A 15790-nucleotide genomic window follows, 5' to 3' on the forward strand; every position below is an offset into this window, starting at 1 on the left:
TCCATCATGGCATCCGAGGCATTTCATGAAAGTTTCAGCCGCGATTGACGGGCGTGAGGCGACCCCTGATGATCGCCTTGCTTCCTGGTCAGGAGGAGGCGTCGAGTGAATCCCCCGCCTGAGTCCCCCGCCGTCCAGCACGAGGTGCGCCGATGCCGAAAGTCCCGTTACGAGCCGCGCTGGCCGTCCTGCTGACGCTGGCCGCGTTCAACGCTCCAGCCACCACCGCGTACGCATCAGACGACGAGCCCGTACACGTCGCCGTCAACGCCCGAGCGGGCCTGGCCACCGTCCCCGAGACCGGCATCGGGACCAACCACGCCATCTGGGACACGAACCTGGGCACGAACGAGACCGCCGACCTGCTCAAGGACGCCGGCGTGAAGTTGCTGCGCTACCCCGGCGGCTCCTACTCCGACATCTACCACTGGGAGACCCACACCGCCCCGGGCGGCTACGTGGCGCCGGACACCGACTTCGACACGTTCATGAACGGCGTGCGCAGGACCGGCGCGCAGGCCATGGTGACCGCCAACTACGGCACCGGCACCGCCGAGGAGGCCGCCGGCTGGGTCCGCTACGCCAACATCACCAAGCGGTACGGCATCAAGTACTGGGAGATCGGCAACGAGATCTACGGCAACGGCCACTACGGCGCCGAGTGGGAGGCCGACGACCACCCCGACAAGAGCCCCCACGAGTACGCCCGCAACGTCGTCGCCTACGCCGACGCCATGAAGGCCGTCGACCCCACCATCAAGATCGGCGCGGTGCTGACCACCCCCGCCAACTGGCCCGACGCCATCGTGGCCGAGGGCGACAGCGGCTCGTGGAACCAGGTCGTGCTGTCCACCGCCGGCTCAAAGATCGACTTCGTGATCCTGCACTGGTACCCCGGCGCCCTCGACAGGACCGGACACATCTCCGACATGATCCAGCTCACCCGCGAGCAGATCGCCACGTACGCAGGGCCCGGCTCCGAGCGGATCGGCATCGCGATGACCGAGTTCAACACCGGGTCGAGCAGCAACGGCACCAACACCCAGCCGGGCGCGCTGGCCGCCGCCGACTCGTACGCGACCCTGCTCGCGAACGGCGTCTTCACCGTGGACTGGTGGAACGTGCACAACGGCATCGGCGAGGTCACCGAGGTCGCGGGGCACACCGACTACGGCGACTTCGGCCTGCTGTCGAGCGCCTCCTGCACCTCCGACGGCAGCGTCTGCGAGCCGCCGCTCAACACCCCCTTCGCGCCCTACTACGCGCTGCAGATGGTCGGCAAGTTCGCCAGGCCCGGTGACCGCTTCATCCGCGCGGCCACCGACCGGCCCGAGGTGGCCGCGCACGCCGTACGCCGGCCCAACGGCGACCTCGCCGTCCTGCTGATCAACACCTCGGAGGACACGTCGTACCCGGTTGAGCTCGACTACACCGGCTTCGCCCCCGCCGCCGGCGCGCCCACCGTACTGACCCACACCAACGGTGCCACCTCGATCACCAGCGGCTCCACCGGCACCCCGACCGCGCAGACGCTGCCGCCGCTGTCCATGACCACCGTCATCCTGCGCCCCGCGGACCCCCAGGCCGACCACCCTGGCAGCCCGGGACAGCCGAAGCTCACCGCCGTGACCGGCACCACCGCCACCCTCACCTGGCCCGCCGCAAAGCCCGGCACCCGCAAGATCGCCAAGTATGAGGTGGTCCGCCAGCACGGCGCCGTCACCGAGCAGCTCGGCGAGACCTCCGGCACCACCATCACCGTACGCAACCTCAAGCCCGGCACCCGCTACACCGTGAACGTGCTGGCCCGCGACACCGGCGGCGCGCAGTCCTGGCCGTCCGCCCCGCTCACCTTCACCACCGGCACCCCCGCCGACAGCTCGTGCAGCGTGAAGCTGACCGTCCAGTCCGACTGGTCCAGCGGCTACGTCGGCTCGCTCGACATCACCAACCACGGCGCCCCGCTCGACGGCTGGACGCTCTCCTTCACCTGGCCACGAGCCTGGCAGAGCCTGGACAGCGGCTGGAGCGCGGTGTGGACGGAGGACGGACGCGAGGTGCGCGCCGTGAACGAGGCCGCCAACCCGACGCTGGACACCGGGGCCACGGCCACGATCGGGTTCGTCGGCAACTACTCCGGGCCGAACGTCCTGCCCACCGTCTTCACCCTGAACGGCACCACCTGCACCACCGTCCCCTGACCTGCGCCGACCTTCGCGTCGAGCCGGGCCCGCCGTCAGCACGGGCCCGGCCCATCAGCCGGGCGGCTCGGCCTCCCCTTCACCCGCCGCTCAGGGGGTGATTCACCCGCCGCTCAGGGGGTGAGCCCGGCCTGCTCTTCGTCCTGCGTTCAGCGGTGCCAGAGGAGGACGGCGGCGGTCAGGGCGGCGCGGTGGTAGGGCGGCAGGTCGTCGCCGGTCCAGTAGACCTCCACCTGCGGGTCGGGCTCGTCCATCTGATCCATCTCGGTCTGCGCCTCAGCGGTCAGCTCCCAGGCGGCGACGCCCGGATCCACCTCCGCCAGGTAGACGCGGTGCGGGGCTCCCGAGCCGTCGAGGGTCGCGCGCCAGGCCCGCCGTACCGTCACGACACCCGCGCGCTCGCTCAGCGCGTCCACCACGAGGTGGTCGGTGAGGTCGAACAGGTCGTCCTCCAGGTCGGCCGACTCAGGAGGGACCCCGCTGCTCAGGTCGAGCCCTGGCGGGATGCGCGGGGGACGTACCGAATCAGGAGAGAAGGCGTATCCGGGGGCTTCCGTGCCGTCCTGCGGCGGCACGGCGGCCGCCCCGGCGGGTTCGCCGTCCAGGCCGAGTGCGGCGAGCACGTCGCGCAGGAGGTCGAGGTCCCCGGCCGTCAGCGAGACGCCGTTCTCGGCCGCCGCGAGCGTCAGCATGTCGGGCAGGTACGCCAGGTCGCCCGCGGCCAGCATGGTCCTGGCCCGGGTGACGACCTCGTCGGGCAGCCGCCCGGCCAGGCGGATCAGCAGCCGGTGCACGCCGGCGTACAGCCGCCAGGCCCGGTCGTCCAGCGCGCCCCATGGGGTGCTCACGTCAGCCTTCCTCCATCACGATGATGTCGTACGAGCGCGGCACCTCCGGGATGACGCCTCGCTCGACCATATCGGCCGCCACCCGGTCCACCTCCTCGCGCAGCCGCGCCGCGAACTCCGGATCGTCCACCCTGGTCATGCGCGAGCGCGGCGGGAAGACGGCCTCCTGGTCCTCGGCGAAGGAGGAGAAGACCGAGATGTCCTTGGCCTGCCCGCCAGTGAGCCGATAGGCCACGATGACCTTATGGTCTCCCGCCGGGTTCTCGGCCATGAACCTGATCGCGACCTCAAGCAGCCTGCTCACGCTGAGAAACTCGCGGGCCATTCCGTGCGGATAGAACGGCGCACCGTAGATGGGCCACTGCGCCGGCGACAGCCAGTCCCCCCGATAGGCGATCACGGGCCGCTCCGGCGAGCCCACCCCGGGAAGCTGCATCATCGCGTCGTGCACCATGTCGGCGTGCCAGCGCATCTCGTCCCACAGCCGCGGGACGACCCGGCCGACGTGTTCCTTCAGCGCATCCCATGCGTGCTGCCGGTCCCTTCTGGCCGCCCGCATGTCCTGGCTCGCCTGCCTGGCGTCGTCCCTGCGGCCCTCGTCCCTGGCCTGCTTGAAGCGCTCGGCGGCCTCGTCCGATCGGCGGACGGCGTCCACGTACGCGTCGGCGAGCGGGTTCAGCGGCGACTCCGAGGTGAGGTGGCCGGCGCCCTCGTGCAGCATCGGGCGCAGGGCCAGCGGCAGCGGGAGCGCCTTGGTGCGCGCGGCGATGTTGTCCAGGTAGTTGCCGACGAGCTGATCGACCTTGGCCGCCATGCGGTTGCGCACCAGCGACTCGGAGATCCCGTCGGTCCAGAGCTGGAAGCGCGTGACGTTGTTGATCAGGTAGTGGCTGTGCCTGGTGTACACGGTCAGCGCCATCACGTGCGCCGGTGACAGACGTTCGCCCAGCGCCCGGACGGCGTCGGGGTTCCCCGGGTCGATGCCGGAACGATCGAGCCACGCCGCGAGGTCCGGGTCGGTCACCCGGCCGCTTTCGAGCTGCGGCCACAGGCGATCGACGGTATCGATCACCTTGTGGTGCTGAGTCTCGGAGAATCCGGCGATGTCCCTGGCGTTCGTGTAATAGCGGGACTCGTGCGGGAACATCCCGTCGGGCAGCACCTCGCGCCGCAGCGTGGCGAGGTCGATGCCGGGCAGGTTCCGGTAGAAGTCCACGGCGGTGGGCCGGGCGCCGGGCTCCAGCCGCATCCCGCCCACGCCGGCGATCTGCGCGCCCCTGGCGATCTCGAACAGCGAGTGATCCCGGCCCGGCAGCATCCACCCCATCAGCGCGCCCAGGAACCGCTCCGTCATCGCCGGCCCGAGGTTGAGGAACTTGACCGCCGTCAGCATCTTCGCCGTGGTGCCCGAGACGCCGTCGATCACCGGGAAGCCCTCGCTCGCGACCTTGCGCGCCCACCGGCTCGACGTCGTGTCGTGCATCGTCACGCCCTCGCGCCACGGCAGCGGCGTGTCCGGGTCGAGCCGGCCGCCGGTGTGCTGCTCCGCGTACGCCCGCTCGTACCTGCCGAGGGGCGTGCCCAGCCGCTCGTAGTGCGCCGGCGTCGTGTTGAGTCCCAGCTCCTGGATCTCGGTTTCCGTACGGTCGCGCCTGCTGTACTGGCTCGACACCATCTCCACGACGTCCCTGGCACCGCGCTCCGACATCATGCCCACGTTGCCGGTGCCGAACGGGTCGCGGGTGAAGGTGTAACTGCCGTCCATGAACCTCGACTCGAGCCGCCCCAGCACCGGACGGTGCAGCCGCTCGTCGAGCTGGTGGTGCGCGCGGCGTACCGCTTCGACGTCGAGCCCTGCCTGCCGGGCGCGGTCCCAGCCGCCGGTGTCCATGATGTCGAGCAGCGCGTTGCCGAAGATGCCGAGATTGTCGCGGTTGTAGTAGGCGCCGTTGTAGAACGCCGTCACCAGCTCGCGGAGGTTCCCGTGCGCGAGCAGGTCGTCCACGGTCAGGCCGGCCCGCGTACCGACCTGGCCGGCGCTGGCCGGGTCGTCCTTGAAGAAGACGCTCTCCACGCGGCGGGCGAACGCCTCAGGGGTCTCATCCGGCCGTCTCGGGGTTAGTTGCATGAGGACGTCGCGCATCTTGGCGAGCGCGGCCCTGGCGGCGTCCAGCGTTCGGGGGTCGTTGAAGTAGTACGCGCCCAGGCGCTGCTCGAACCTGGTGGCCTCGTCGTACCAGCGGGGGTCGTTGTAGAACCGCTCGAAGTCGAACGGCACCCGCGCCGCCCGCGGGCCGCTCTGGCCGGCACCCCCGGAGTCCTCCCCTGGCCGCGCTGGGGGTGCACCGTCGCCGGTGAGTTGTGGTGTGGCGGCGCGGCCTTGCGGTTGCACGGCTCCGTTCGCCTGGGGCGGTGGTGGCGTGCCTTCCCCCGGCCGGTCCGTCACCGCGCCCTCGGCGCGGCTCACCGCCCGCGTGGGCGGCGCGGAGTCGGGTTCGGGCAGGTGGTTGAGCAGCCGCTCGATCCTGCTCGGCCCCGGTGCCTCGCTCGGCCTCGGGCCCGGCACCTCGCCCGGCCTGGCGGCGGCCGACGACTCATCCGCCCTGTTGGGTGACAGCGCCTCGCTCGACCTGATGGAGGGCGGCGCGTCCCCGGCCGTCCCAGCAGCCCTGGTCGCGCCCGCCGTACCGGTCGCCGCGGCCGAAGTGCGGTCGGACGGTGCGGACGCACGATCGGACGGTGCCGCGGCGCGGTCGGCGGGTGCGGAGGTGCGGTCGGACGGCGCCGCAGCACGATCGGACGGTGTCGCGGCCGGTTGCTCCGGTCTGCCGCGTTCCGCCGAAGAGGCGGATGCGTGCCGAGCAGCGGAAGGCTCCGGCGTGGTGCGGACCGACGCCTCCGACGCGGTGCGGACCGACGACGCCTCGGGCGTGGTGCGGGCCTGCGACGCCTCCGGCGTTCTGGAACGTGGAGCGGCCTCGCCACCCTGGCCGGGTGTGGTCCGCTGCTCCGGCCCGCCCTGCTGCCGGACCTCCCCCTGCGGCACGTGCGCTTGCCGATCGAGCCCCGGGTACGGCGCGGCGGAAGCCTGACGGGCACCTTCCGCACCAGCGCCAGCACCGGCACCGGCACCGGGGTCACCTGCCTGGCTCAGCATGGCGCCGCCGTCAGCGACGGGACCCGGCCCGGCGACAGTCGACGGCGCCCCTTGCACGGACACAGTGCCCGGCCCGCCGCCGGAGCCGTCGTTCCCCTGCGTCTCAGATCCGGAACGGGAGCCAGGAGCGGCCCCCGGATCCTGGCCATCCCGCGCACCCGCGCCCGAGGTGACGTCGGGCCGGGAACCAGGACCGGGATCCGGGACGGAGCCATGGCCAGGTCCGGAGCCAGGGCCGGGGCCGGAGCCGGGGGCGGGGCCGGTGAGCGAGTCGCCGTACGAGGACGGGACGCGACGGCCGGGAAGCGTCGTGGTGAGGTGCTGCCCGTCGGCGCCGAGCGCGCTGGACGTGATGCCCTTGGCCAGCATGTCCCAGTCGAAGTCGCCCTGCGCCAGCATGGTCCCGGCCGTGGTGATGCCGCCGGTCAGCGCGTACTGGGCGGCCTGCCCGTACACGGACGAGTGGGCGGCCGCCAGCAGCCGCTCCATGGTGGTCATCTCCGCCTTCGTCAGCCCGGCGCGCAGGGCGGGCGTGGCGAGCCGGGTGAGCCCGCCGCTCAGCAGCCCCATGAGCCCGCCCATGGCGCCGCCGCTCAGCGCCGACACCCCGATCTGCCGCAGGTCCAGCTCGTCCCTGCGGCCCTTGGCGATCTGCGCGAGCTGGACGCCCGCGTCCATGCCCGCGACGATCCCGGCGAAGATGGCGATGTTCTTGAGTGCCAGCTTGGCGATCTGCGCGATGGTGAGGCGGGCGATCTGTACGCGCGGCCCGATGAGCAGCAGGCTCGCTCCCTTGGTGGCGACGGCCATCGCCAGCAGGTACGAAAGCTGCGCGACCAGCAGCCAGACCGTCATCTCGATCATGTACTTGGCGTACTGGATCTGCACGCCGACGCCGTTGAGCGCGACGGCGGCCTTGATGAGCCGGTCGACCAGCTCGGCGGCCCGGCCTCCGACTCTCTTCGCGACGTGCTCGGCGAAGGCGAGGTGGGCGGCGCCGTCCCAGTCCGCTCCGATCTTGTCCGCGCTCCACGGCTGATCGGCGGCGGTGCCCTCGACGACGCGGTGCGCGGCGGTCACGCACGCGTCGGCGAGCCGGAAACACCCGGTCTCGTCGCCTTCAGGCCAGTCCATGCCGACGGCCCAGCCCACGTACGGCTTGGCCCAGTCGGGAACGAGGAACCCGTCGAACCCCATGAACCGTCAGCCCTGGAACGTTCCGGCGCCGGCCGCTCGGAGGCGGCGGATCAGAGCGTTCATGCGCCGGGATCCACGGTCGGGGGCACGAACGCGTCGAGCGAGACGCGCTCGCCGAAGACCTGCTCGTACGGCAGCCCTTCCGGCAGCAGCGGCTCCATGAGCCGCCGCCGCTGCTCGTCGACGTCCGCCGTAGCCCTGCGGATCTGCACCATGATGGCGTCGGCCAGCTCGGACGCGGAGAGCTTGCGGTAGACACGCGGGTCCAGGCGAAGGTCGCGGAGCTGCCCCTGCGACCCCACAGTGACGCTGATCATGCCGTCGGACGAGGTCTTGGTGGCCTCCACCGCGTCGAGCGCCCCGTACGTCTCGCGTACGCGCGAGATCTGCTCGTTGACCTGCTCTGCCAGTTCCTCGACCGAAGCTTCGAAATTGTTCATCAATCTTACTACCCCCGTAAAGGACAGTTCATACCACATTCAACATTGGTTGCAGAAGCGCCAGAAGCCACATAGGGGGCTGAAGTCCATGTTGTACAGGTGAAAGATCGCGACATCTCGTGATCATTCACCCTCCCAGATCGACTTGGAGGCGTGCGGCAAGAGCGGGCAGAGTGGCACGGCGTACCGGCGATGCCCGTGGCGCGCGGCGGCCGCAGGCAGCGGAATCCGTGCGATCGCGCGTACGGCACGGCAAAGAACGCCGACGCCCTCCGCACGGGAGGACGGACGGTTCGAGCAAGAATGACACAGCCGAAGGAATGCGGGACAGGTTGTGACGTTTCCCCAGCACTCTCCGCCGCCGCGCCGCGTCTCGCCGGGCGGGCGTTCATGGGCGCGGTGGATCGTGGTCGCGGCCGGTCTTGCGGTGCTCGTGGTGTCGCTCATCGCCGCCGTGGGACCGTACCGGCAGACCACGGAGTTCCGCGAGATGATGGCCTGCGAGCGGAGCGGCGGCGGCTGCTTCGGCGCCGAGGGCGGCACCATCGCCGACCGGCGCACGTACACCACCACCGAGACCACCACCCACACCGACGCCGACGGCCGCACCCGCACGTCCACGCGCACGATCACCCACCACGAGATCACCTGGCAGCGGGCCGACGGCACCCGGCAGGCCCGTGACGTGGACGCGCGCTTCTACGCCAAGGCCGAGGAAGGCCGGCCGGCCACGCTCCGGCTCTGGCGCGGGGAGGTCGTCGGCGTGGAGGTGGCGGGAGGCGCCGCGTGGTTCCCGCCCGAGGTGAAGGGCTCGCTCGCGTACTGGCTCTACCTGGCCTTCATCGGCCTGGGGGTGCTGCTGTGGGGGCTGCTGCCCGTCCGGTGGGACGGGGTCCTGATGCTCGCCTACCGCGCGTTCTGCTGGACCGCCATGGGCTTCCTGCCGGTCCGCATGGCGGCCGACGCCCTCGCCGGGAACCTCGGCACCGGCCTCGCACTCACCGCCGAGATCGTCGGCTGCCTGCTGATCGCCGCGATCACCGGCACCATGCTGGTCCGCTCCCTCACCCGCCGCCGGCCGTGACCATAGCGCGCCCGGCTCAGGCGTCGATGCCCGCGACGAAACCGCGGATCGCGCCCGCCAGCGCCTCGGGGGCCTCCATCGCGACGTAGTGGCCCACGCCGTCGAGCAGCACGGACGTGACCTCGGCCGACGCGGCCTGGGACAAGGTGTCCGCCGTGAAGGAGCCGCCGCCGGCGCCGACCGCCGGCACGGACGCCCGCGGCCCGGGGGGCGAAGCGATCTTCGACGAGCTACGCGAGCGGTGGGCGGCAGATCGGCACCGCCGAGCTCGGAGCCCTCGAAGCGCACCTGACGGAGCTGGTGGGCAGGCAGCCCGTACGCTTCGACACCCCGGGCCGGCTCACCCGCGACCTCGGCGATCCAGGCGACTGACTCCCCGCCGCCCCGGGAGGTCTGACCCGTACGGGCGTGAGCGGGGGCGCTGGTGTCAGCGCTACCGTCACCACTTCGCCGGGACCTGCGACATCGTTGAGTATGTCCTCATGTCAGTGACCGAGTTCGCGCGCGGCCGCCTCCCCTGAGGCCCCGCCGGGGCAGGTCGGGCTGTTCGACTGGGACGGCACCGACATGTTCATCCTGGACACCTTCATCCTGCGCTTGATCTTCCACGCGCCGCGAGCAGCGGGGACCGTACATGCGAAGTAGTGCGTGTGGCGGCGTTGCTGTGCTTCCCGGCTGTGCAGCGGACGACAGCAACGCGCTCGCGCACTGTCGAAGGTGCGGCCGTGCAGGCGTGAGGGCCACTCAGTGCGGGTCGGCAGCGGGCCGGGGCGCGACGATGAGCCTTACCGTGCCCTTCTCAGGACCGCCCAATGCCTCATGCACGTACCAGGTGTCGGGAACGTCTTCGGCTTGGAGAGGGTGCTCGGTCACATCCAAGCCTGAGCCGCCACGACCGGCGGGCTCAGGAGGTGCCTTGTAGTAGCGCGAGACGGTTGCATGCCGCTGCTGAAGCATGATCCTGACTTCACCCACCGTCTTGTTCGCCGGCTTCATTCCTTCCAGGATCTCGCCGCGAGCCGTCGGATCTCCTGTGATCTCATACCGTTCGCCAGGCAGAGCGGCCCGCCCGAAGGTGACTTCGAAAGGGCTGTGCAGATCGACAGGAATACTCACCCCGGCCAGACACCATGTCCGGCCGCAGTCCGTCCCTTCGATTTTCTTGATTCTGCGGCTATTAGTTCCGTCCTTGATTTCGAAACCGTCGCCGTGGAACACCACCATTCTTTGGGGAGCCGAGACAGAGACCAGCGCGCCGACAAGGCTGGGCGACGCGGGTTTCATCTTCAAGTCGACGCTCAGGCCATACGCCGCGAAGTCCTGCCGGTATCGCTCGGGGTCGGCATCCGGGTCCAGGATCCTGACGTCGATATAGTCACCGTTCCTGGTGAACGCCAACGCTTTGGCCGGTCCCACGGTCATAGGACCGATCTCCTCGGGGTGCATGATGACCGGCGCGAAGACCGCTGCTCCGACCAGGAGTGCCGTGACGGGGATGAGGGTGAGCCACTTCTGCCAGGACCGTGTGGTCTTGGGGGATTCCCGTACCGACGCAGCGATGACGCTTTGGAGAGTGGCGGACATCACGAGAGGATCCGCTCGGACATGGCCGGCAGGGTCGTGCGTCTTGAGCGTAGTCGTCAACTGCTTGAGAGGATCGGTCATACGGCATTCCCCTGGCAGGAAGGCTGGCGAGCAGCGACGGTTTGCGGTTCTTCTCCGAGCAAGCGCCGCAGCCGTTTGCGCGCGCGGTGCAGTCGCATGGCAGCCGTAGGCCGGGAGCAGCCCACCACCTTCGCGGCTTCGCGGAGGTCGAGTCCTTCCCAAGACATCAAGAGCACCAGTTCCCGGTCGTCCTCGCTCAGGCTGTTCAGCGCGGCGAGCGCCGTTTGGCGTGCGACGACTGCGGTCGCGTGATCTGCTTCGGCACAGTGGTGCGTCAAACCCTCGCCTAACGGCCCTGCGAGTGCGTCTCGCCGGTTGTCTCGTCTGATCAGATTCAGCATGAGATTCCGGGCCGTCGCGTACAGCCAGGGCAGCGGATGTTCCCGGGGCAATCGCTCGTACTTCTCCCAGGCGATTTTGAACGTCTCGGCGGTTATATCCGGAGCGTCCGCAGGACCGACCCGCCGCCAGGCGTACCGCAGAACCGCCTCGTAATGGTCCTCGAACATGCGGGTGAAGCTGTCTTCATCGCTCACACGCCGCCTCCCCTCCACCATTGCGGTGCACGTTGTGCCTTCCACCTGGTGAATGTCGCGCAGCCGTCAGGTATCACTCACCGATGACCAAAACGCCCTGATGTGAGGGAGCTCACAGTCGCTTCCTCACAGGGCGTCGGTGAGGTCGGCTTGAACACCTCCTGGGCGGTTTGAAGGGCACCCACATGACTGGGCATCCCTCACGATGTCGAGCGCGTGGGCGACGTCGGCCGCGACCGGCCGGCGACCGGGCTGGCGCAGGCGGGCTGCCCTGATGGACGTGGAAAGTTGCTTTCTGGCCCGACCGTCGTGTGTCTACTGAGGTTCGAGCTACTGCTTGTACGGCTGGGCGGTGGGTGGTGCCTGGCCTTCAGGCCGTTGCAGCCCGATCAGGGCGGGGCGCCCTGTCCTCGCGATCGGTGAACCATCGCACGATGGCCGTTGCGATTCCTGTGCAGCTTCAGCCGCCACCTGAATCCGGCCGCTTCGGCACTTGCGTGAGGCGGATTCACTGGTCGGCTGCGGTCAACCTTCCCGCCCACCCGCCTGAGGCGCATCGTTGCTGTCGCTGTTGCTGTCAGCGGAGATCAAAAAGCCCCGAACGACGATTCCGTCCGGGGCGTTTCTGATGGTCGTTCTTGTGGTCAGGGGCAGGGTCGAACTGCCGACCTTCCGCTTTTCAGGCGGACGCTCGTACCAACTGAGCTACCTGACCCAGAGCGGTCCTGACGGGATTTGAACCCGCGGCCTCCACCTTGACAGGGTGGCGAGCACTCCAAACTGCTCCACAGGACCTTGCGTTTCTTGCTGTTTGCGCTCGCTTAGCTTACCAGCTTTCCGGAGGTCTTGGACCAGCCGTTTTGCGGGTGCGCTAGGCGCTCGCAGTGCCCCCAACGGGATTCGAACCCGTGCCGCCGCCTTGAAAGGGCGGTGTCCTAGGCCGCTAGACGATGGGGGCTCAGGATTCCCTGTCGCCTTCCGTCGGAGACCCCTGAAGCATAGGGGACGATTGCCCCTGATGCCAAAGTGGCGTACCGGCGGTCGATGACCCGGTGCCTTTGATCGATCCCGTTGGCGACGGGGCGTTCTTCGGCTCCGGGGAAATCATACGTTGCGGGTCGGGCTCCACGTGACGCTGGATGTACACCGACTGCTCGCCGAGCCCGCCGAGCGTGATGTCGTCCCAGGCCCGCAGGCGTCTGGTCTCTTTGTCGAAGTACAGGACGGACGCCTGGACGGGGGTGGGCTGGGCGTGTTCGAGCGCGCGCAGGCCGGCGCCGCCGGTGGAGCCCTGGATGAGCAGGCGGGTGCCGGTCGGGAGCATGTTCGTGCGCCGGTCGTGGGTGTGCCCGGAGAGGATCATGGGGGCGAGGCCGGAGAAGCCGCGCCCGGCGTCGGGGTCGTGTACGGCGATCAGGTCGGGTTTGCCCACCTTGCCCAGGTGGGCGCGGGCGAACTCGCGGAGCGATTCCGGGTTCGAGTAGGCGTCGGTGGTCTTGTCCGGGGTGAAGCGGGGGTCGCCGAGGCCGTAGATGGTCAGGCCGGCGACCTTTTTCGTGGTGTCGTCGAGGACGATCGCGTTCTTCTGCTTGGCCACGGCCTTCTGCGTGGTCATCGAGTCGTGATTGCCGCGTACGTACACGTACGGGACCTTGAGCTTGCCGATCTCCTCGACGAACTTGTTCTCGGCCTTGGTGCCGTGGTCGGAGATGTCGCCGGTGTCGACGATGAAGTCGACGCTGAACTGGTCCGTCAGCGAGTGGATGACGTTCCAGGCGATGGGATTGATGTGGATGTCGGAGACGTGCAGGACTCTGATGGTCTTCGTGTCGGCCTCGTACAGGGGCAGGGTGGAGACCGTGTCGTAGAGCTTTGAGACGTTCGTCACGAGTTTGGTGAGCTGCGCCCGGTACGACTCGAAACGCGTCACGATCGACTCCGCGCTGCCGACCAGCGACGGCGCGGCGGCCACCAGGCCCGAGTAGCGCGGCTCCACAAGCGAGTTGGGGCGGAAGGTGAGGGCCGCCAGGGCCCCGGTGGCGGAAAGGGTCACAGAGGCCGCCAGAAGGCCCATCAGGGCCGTTCTGGGGCGCCGGTGAACGAGGATGACGGCGACCATGGCCCCGGCGCCCGCACACAGCAGCGAGCGGATGAGGAGCGCGCGCACGCCGTCCAGGAGATCGTCCTCGATCATCTCGGGCAGCCGGTCGGCCACCCGCGGGTCCTCGATGAGGGCTTTGGCGCGTTCCTGGTCGATGTTCTCCAGCGTGATGCGCAGCCTGAGCGGCGCGCTGTGCGTGCGGAAGGTCAAGGTGCCGAGGGGGCTCGCGTCCACGACGGTCTCGCCGGTCCAGGCGGGCCGCAGGGACATCCCGGCCTCCACTGGGCCGACGCGCGCGGTCTCCGTACCGCTGAGAAAGATGCCGAGCCACGCGCCCACGGCGGCCACGAAAAGCACGGCCACGGCCTTCGCGGCACGTGACCGGAGAATGGCCTTTGACCAGTGCACGAACTTCATACAGATTCTTGCTTACCTGACCGGCGGGGCAGAATGGCAAGTGTGATCGAGGTATCGCGGCAGAGATTCGAGGAACTCGTGGCCGAGGCATTGGACACGATTCCGCCCGACCTCACGCGCGCCATGAGCAACGTGATCGTCACCGTCGTCGATGACCCGCCTGAGCCCGACCTGCTCGGCCTGTACACCGGTGTCCCCCTCACGGAACGCGGCGACTGGTACTCAGCGGTTCTGCCCGACCGCATAGAGATCTACCGCAACCCGATATGTGAGATTTGCGATACCGAAGAGGCAGTGATCGAAGAGGTGCGCATCACGGTCGTCCATGAAGTCGGGCATCACTTCGGCATCGATGACGCCCGACTTCACGAATTGGGCTGGTAACCCTTTGCGTTTGGTTGGCTGCTTCCGGTTGCGGACGGCGGGCACTCTCGGGCACCTTAGGTGACATAGCGAACACCCTGAGTCAGGCACAGCGGAGTCCAATGGGGGCCATGCGGGCGCGACGGCACCCGGGACGGCATCGCCGTGCCGGGGAAGCCACACAAGCCACATACCGGGAAGTCATCGCCATCCGGGAGTTCAGGGCCCTCTGGTACGGCCAGGGCCTCTCGCTTCTCGGCGACCAGCTGGCCCAGGTGGCGCTCGCGGTGCTCGTCTTCGACCGCACCGGCTCCCCGCTCGCCACCGCCGCCGTCTACGCGCTGACCTACCTGCCCTCCATCCTCGGCGGGCCGCTGCTCGCCGGCCTCGCCGACCGGTTCGCGCGCCGCGGCGTCATGCTGACCTGCGACCTCATCAGGGCGGCGCTGGTGGCCGTGATGGCGGTGCCGGGCGTGCCGTTCTGGGCGCTGTGCGCGCTGGTGTTCCTGGTCGTGCTGCTCAGCGCCCCCTTCTCGGCCGCGCGGGCGGCACTGCTGCCCGAAGTGCTCGAAGGCGACGCGTACGTCATCGGCTCCGCGCTGCAGAACATGACGAACCAGGCCGTGCAGATGCTCGGCTTCGCGGCCGGCGGAGCGCTCATCGCCGGCATGGGCCCGTACCGCGCGCTGGCCATCGACGCCGCCACCTTCCTCGGCTCGGCGCTGATCCTCGTCTCCGGCGTACGCCGCCGTCCCGCGCCCCAAGGCGAGGGCGCCAAGCCGTCGATGTGGCACATGACCACGAGCGGCGCCCGGCTGGTGTTCGGCTCGCGGAAACTGCGGACGCTCGTCCTGTTCGCCTGGCTCTGCGGCTTCTACATCCTGCCCGAGGGCATCGCCGCCCCCTACGCGGCCCGCCTCGCCACCGACGAGCTGCCCGCCGCGGTGATCACGGGGCTGCTCATGGCCGCCATGCCGGCCGGGACGGTGGTGGGGGCGTTCCTGTTCAGCAGATTCGTCTCGCCCGCGCGCCGGCTGCGGCTCATGGGATGGATGGCGATGCTGAGCTGCGCGCCGCTCATCATCACCGCGATCAAGCCACCGCTCGCCGTCGTGCTCGCCGCGTGGGTCCTGTCGGGCATCGGCGGTGCCTACCAGCTCGCCGCCAACGCCGCGTTCGTCCAGCACGTGCCCGCCGAACGTCGCGGCCAAGCGTTCGGCCTCGTGCAGTCGGGGCTGATGGCCGTCCAGGGGGTGGGGATCCTGGTGGGCGGGTTCGCCGCTGAGAGACTCGGCCCCGAGCCCGTGATCGCGATCGCGGGGCTCGCCGGGTTGGTCAGCGCCGCCGTGCTCTCCATGATCTGGGCCGAGTCCCGCGGCAAGAGCGGCCGGGTACGCGCCCAGGCGCCCGTCTGATCACGGCTGCGGCTTGTGCTCGCCGCTCCAGTCCGTCGTCGTGGCTCTGCTCTGCTGCTGCTTGGCGATGAGGTCCTGGACGATCGAGGTGTCGTGCTCCTCGTCCGGCATGAGGAGCCAGCCGATCGCGTAGATGCCGACGCCGAGCCCGCCGAACAGCGTCGAGATCGCCAGCGCGATCCGCACGAGGTTGGCGTCGATGCCGACGTACTCGCCGACGCCCGAGCAGACGCCCGCGATGATCCGGCCTTTGTGGGTCCTGCGGAGTTTCTTGTATTCGCTCATGCCCCAAGACTGCCCGGCGGCCCGATGTTCGCACATCAGGATTGCCCCTGGTAGAACCCTGGTAGTCCCCTATGTGAGGAG

12 protein-coding genes and 3 tRNA genes are annotated in these 15790 nt (G+C 69.5%); 4 read left to right on the forward strand and 11 right to left on the reverse strand.

Translation table 11 applies throughout. The features are described from left to right. Positions 1 to 152: 152 nt before the first annotated feature. Positions 153 to 2201, forward strand: a complete 2049-nt coding sequence (locus AB0K67_RS22700; RefSeq protein WP_364063423.1) for a cellulose binding domain-containing protein — start codon at positions 153 to 155, stop codon at positions 2199 to 2201. A gap of 149 nt (positions 2202 to 2350) precedes the next feature. Here the strand turns inward: AB0K67_RS22700 and AB0K67_RS22705 are convergent, their stop codons facing one another. From AB0K67_RS22705 to AB0K67_RS22715, 3 genes are read right to left on the reverse strand one after another with little or no spacing between them, the layout of a single operon-like run. Further along, on the reverse strand, positions 2351 to 3049 hold the full coding sequence (locus AB0K67_RS22705) for a hypothetical protein (protein ID WP_364063425.1): 699 nt from the start codon (positions 3047 to 3049) through the stop codon (positions 2351 to 2353). Between the two features lies 1 nt (position 3050). Further along, entirely contained in the window at positions 3051 to 7403 is a 4353-nt protein-coding gene (locus tag AB0K67_RS22710; RefSeq protein ID WP_364063428.1) for a hypothetical protein, read from the reverse strand. Positions 7404 to 7462: 59 nt separating this feature from the next. Next, on the reverse strand, positions 7463 to 7843 hold the full coding sequence (locus tag AB0K67_RS22715) for a YbaB/EbfC family nucleoid-associated protein (protein WP_364063431.1): 381 nt from the start codon (positions 7841 to 7843) through the stop codon (positions 7463 to 7465). Positions 7844 to 8177: 334 nt separating this feature from the next. Here AB0K67_RS22715 and AB0K67_RS22720 point away from each other — a divergent pair, with 334 nt between their 5' ends. Further along, positions 8178 to 8927: a hypothetical protein gene (locus AB0K67_RS22720; RefSeq protein WP_364063434.1), complete on the forward strand. Its 750-nt coding sequence runs from the start codon at positions 8178 to 8180 to the stop codon at positions 8925 to 8927. Positions 8928 to 8943: 16 nt separating this feature from the next. Here the strand turns inward: AB0K67_RS22720 and AB0K67_RS22725 are convergent, their stop codons facing one another. From AB0K67_RS22725 to AB0K67_RS22755, 7 genes are all read right to left on the reverse strand, one after another. Further along, positions 8944 to 9117, reverse strand: a complete 174-nt coding sequence (locus tag AB0K67_RS22725) for a hypothetical protein (RefSeq protein ID WP_364063437.1) — start codon at positions 9115 to 9117, stop codon at positions 8944 to 8946. Positions 9118 to 9671: 554 nt separating this feature from the next. Then, positions 9672 to 10592, reverse strand: coding sequence for a hypothetical protein (locus AB0K67_RS22730; RefSeq protein WP_364063440.1), 921 nt, complete (start codon positions 10590 to 10592; stop codon positions 9672 to 9674). Next, entirely contained in the window at positions 10589 to 11128 is a 540-nt protein-coding gene (locus AB0K67_RS22735) for a sigma-70 family RNA polymerase sigma factor (RefSeq protein WP_364063443.1), read from the reverse strand. The genes AB0K67_RS22730 and AB0K67_RS22735 overlap by 4 nt, the downstream gene beginning before the upstream one ends. Positions 11129 to 11769: 641 nt before the next feature. Continuing rightward, positions 11770 to 11843 (reverse strand) — tRNA-Phe (locus tag AB0K67_RS22740). Positions 11844 to 11848: 5 nt separating this feature from the next. Then, positions 11849 to 11923 (reverse strand) — tRNA-Asp (locus AB0K67_RS22745). A 90-nt stretch (positions 11924 to 12013) separates the two neighbouring features. Beyond that, a tRNA-Glu gene (locus AB0K67_RS22750) sits at positions 12014 to 12086 on the reverse strand. Further along, entirely contained in the window at positions 12087 to 13592 is a 1506-nt protein-coding gene (locus AB0K67_RS22755) for a metallophosphoesterase (protein ID WP_364063446.1), read from the reverse strand. 96 nt (positions 13593 to 13688) lie between these two features. On the opposite strand from AB0K67_RS22755, the gene AB0K67_RS22760 reads away from it, so the two are divergent. Then, the gene (locus tag AB0K67_RS22760; RefSeq protein WP_364063449.1) at positions 13689 to 14030 is read left to right on the forward strand and encodes a metallopeptidase family protein; all 342 of its coding nucleotides are present in this window, start codon (positions 13689 to 13691) and stop codon (positions 14028 to 14030) included. Between the two features lie 110 nt (positions 14031 to 14140). Further along, a complete protein-coding gene (locus AB0K67_RS22765) occupies positions 14141 to 15424 on the forward strand; it encodes an MFS transporter (RefSeq protein WP_364063452.1) in 1284 nt (427 codons plus the stop codon). On the opposite strand, the gene AB0K67_RS22770 is transcribed toward AB0K67_RS22765, so the two are convergent. After that, positions 15425 to 15709 carry a PspC domain-containing protein gene (locus tag AB0K67_RS22770; RefSeq protein WP_364063454.1) on the reverse strand — a complete coding sequence of 95 codons (285 nt, stop codon included), beginning with the start codon at positions 15707 to 15709 and terminating at the stop codon, positions 15425 to 15427. Between the last annotated feature and the right edge of the window lie 81 nt (positions 15710 to 15790).

The sequence above is a fragment of the Nonomuraea sp. NPDC052634 genome (assembly GCF_040678535.1).
GTDB classification, from domain to species: Bacteria; Actinomycetota; Actinomycetes; order Streptosporangiales; family Streptosporangiaceae; genus Nonomuraea; species Nonomuraea fastidiosa.